A 2,252-nucleotide genomic window follows, 5' to 3' on the forward strand; every position below is an offset into this window, starting at 1 on the left:
CCCGAACACCAATCCCGACGCCAAGCTCATCCCCCATGTGGAAAGCATCGGGCCCGAGATCCTGGCGGTCGCCGGCGGTGCGGGTTCCACGGTGGGCTCGGGCGGCATGATCACCAAGATCAAGGCCGCGCGCGTGCTCATGGTGGCGGGTATCCCCATGGTCATCTGCTATGGCCGTCAGCCCCATGTGGTCGAGGACGCCGCGGCGGGCAAGCCCGTCGGCACGCGCTTCTCGGCGTTGAAGAAGCCCCACGAGATCACGCCCCGCAAGCTCTGGATCGCCCTTGGCGACTCGGCGCGCGGCGCGGTGGTGGTCGACGAAGGCGCGAAGTCGGCGCTTATCGGGCACGGCAAATCCCTGCTTTGCGTGGGCGTCGCCAGCGTGGAGGGTCGCTTCGAGGCCGGCGATATCGTCGACATCAAAGATCTTGCGGGCCACCTGTTCGCCCGCGGACGCGCGGCGTTCTCCGCCGACGAGGTGGAGCTTGCCTGCGGCAAAACGCGCGAGATGCTCGAGCGCAACCGCTTGCTCGCCGCACTGACCCAGCGTCCGTTGGTTCATCGCGACGAGCTGGTGGTCTTCGAATAGGTTCAAGCTGCTTGGCGCCCGGCGGGCCGAGGCGCCGGCCATCGGATACGCCGCCTGCCGGCGCCGTTTCGCGGTTTGCGAGCGGGCCTGTGCGGGGTGGTGCGCGTATGCGGGACAATAGCGGGTGAGCGGCTCTTAGGGTGCTCACCTTCGCTTTGGATATACGACAGAATGTGAGTCGATCATGCTGGAACAGGAAGTGCTGGCGGTCGCGCAGGCCGCCAAGGATGCGAGCCCGGCGCTTGCGCAGGCAACCGTGCAGGAGCGCAACGCCGCATTGACCGCCATGGCTCGGGCGCTGCGCGAGCAATCGGGGGCCATCGTGGCCGCCAACGCCCAGGATATGGACGCCGCGCGTAAAGCCGGCACGAAGGAAAGCCTGCTCGATCGCCTGATGCTCGATGAGGGGCGCGTTGCGGCCATGGCCGATGCGCTCGAGGACCTGGTGGCGCTTCCCGACCCGCTCGGCCGCGTGTTCGACTCGCGCACGCTCGATAGCGGCATCCAGCTTTCGCGCGTGGCCGTTCCGCTTGGCGTGGTGGCCGTGGTCTACGAGGCTCGCCCCAACGTCACGGCAGACGCCGCGGGCATCTGCCTGAAGTCGGGCAACGCCTGCGTGCTGCGCGGCGGGTCCATGGCGGCCAAGTCCTGCGCGGCCATCGCGCACGTGCTGCATGATGCCGCCGTTTCAGCCGGCATGCCCGCTGGTTGCATCGGCATCATCGAGTCCACCGATCGTGCCGCAGCCGACGTGCTCATGGGCTTGCGCGGCGTGGTCGACGTGCTCGTGCCGCGCGGCGGTGCGGGCCTGATCGCCCACTGCGTGGACTGCGCGAAGGTTCCCGTCATCGAGACGGGCACCGGCAACTGCCACGTGTACGTGCATTCCACCGCAGATTTCGACATGGCGCGAAACATCGTGGTCAACGCCAAGTGCCGTCGCTACGGCGTGTGCAACGCATGCGAGACGCTGCTCGTCGACCAGTCCGTGGCCGAGCGGTTCCTGCCCGAGCTGTTCGGCATGCTCGCCGACAAGGGCGTGCGCATCCATGGCGACGAGCTTGCGTGCAAAGTCGCGCTTGCTGCCGGTGAAAAGCGGTTACCGACCGATGCCGCTCTGCAGGTCGAGCGTGCCTCCGAGCAGGATTGGGAAACGGAATACCTGTCGCCCGACCTGGCCGTGCGCTGCGTCAGCGGCCCCGAGCAGGCTATCGCCCATATCAACCGTTACGGCACGATGCACTCCGAGGCCATCGTCGCCGATCCGAAGCTTCCCGAAGGTGCGGCAGCCATCGAGCGGTTCGTCAACGAAGTGGATGCGGCCGCGGTGTACGTGAACGCCTCCACCGCGTTCACCGATGGCGGCATGTTCGGCCTGGGCGCTGAGATCGGCATCTCCACGCAGAAGCTGCACGTGCGCGGCCCCTTCGCGCTTGAGGGCTTGACCTCCTACAAGTACATGCTGCGCGGCTCGGGGCAGGTGCGCGCTTAGGATGGGGCTTATGCAAGCCGGCGGAGAAGCCAGGTCCGAGCAGGTATCGGCTGCGCCCGTGGTCTGCGAGCGCTTCGACGACCTTGGGGCCGACGGCAGCCCGGTGCGCCTCGGCATCATGGGCGGCACGTTCGACCCCATCCACATCGGGCATTTGGCCTGCGCCGAGCA

At 67.5% G+C, this 2,252-nt stretch carries 2 protein-coding genes and 1 pseudogene; all 3 read left to right on the forward strand.

Annotated features, from left to right (window positions below):
• Positions 1 to 589 (forward strand): PUA domain-containing protein (locus Q0H50_RS09335; protein ID WP_366936656.1); only part of this gene is annotated, 589 nt, incomplete at its 5' end.
• A gap of 184 nt (positions 590 to 773) precedes the next feature.
• The gene (locus Q0H50_RS09340; RefSeq protein ID WP_294421687.1) at positions 774 to 2,081 is read left to right on the forward strand and encodes a glutamate-5-semialdehyde dehydrogenase; all 1,308 of its coding nucleotides are present in this window, start codon (positions 774 to 776) and stop codon (positions 2,079 to 2,081) included.
• 10 nt (positions 2,082 to 2,091) lie between these two features.
• A pseudogene (locus Q0H50_RS09345) lies at positions 2,092 to 2,252 on the forward strand (hypothetical protein); the annotation flags it as partial.

Source organism: uncultured Senegalimassilia sp., assembly GCF_934632265.1.
Taxonomy (GTDB): domain Bacteria; phylum Actinomycetota; class Coriobacteriia; order Coriobacteriales; family Eggerthellaceae; genus Senegalimassilia.

Coding starts and splice junctions, on each gene's coding strand:
- Q0H50_RS09340 (WP_294421687.1), top strand. CDS start 774: ATGCTGGAACAGGAAGTGCTGGCGGTCGCGCAGGCCGCCAAGGATGCG.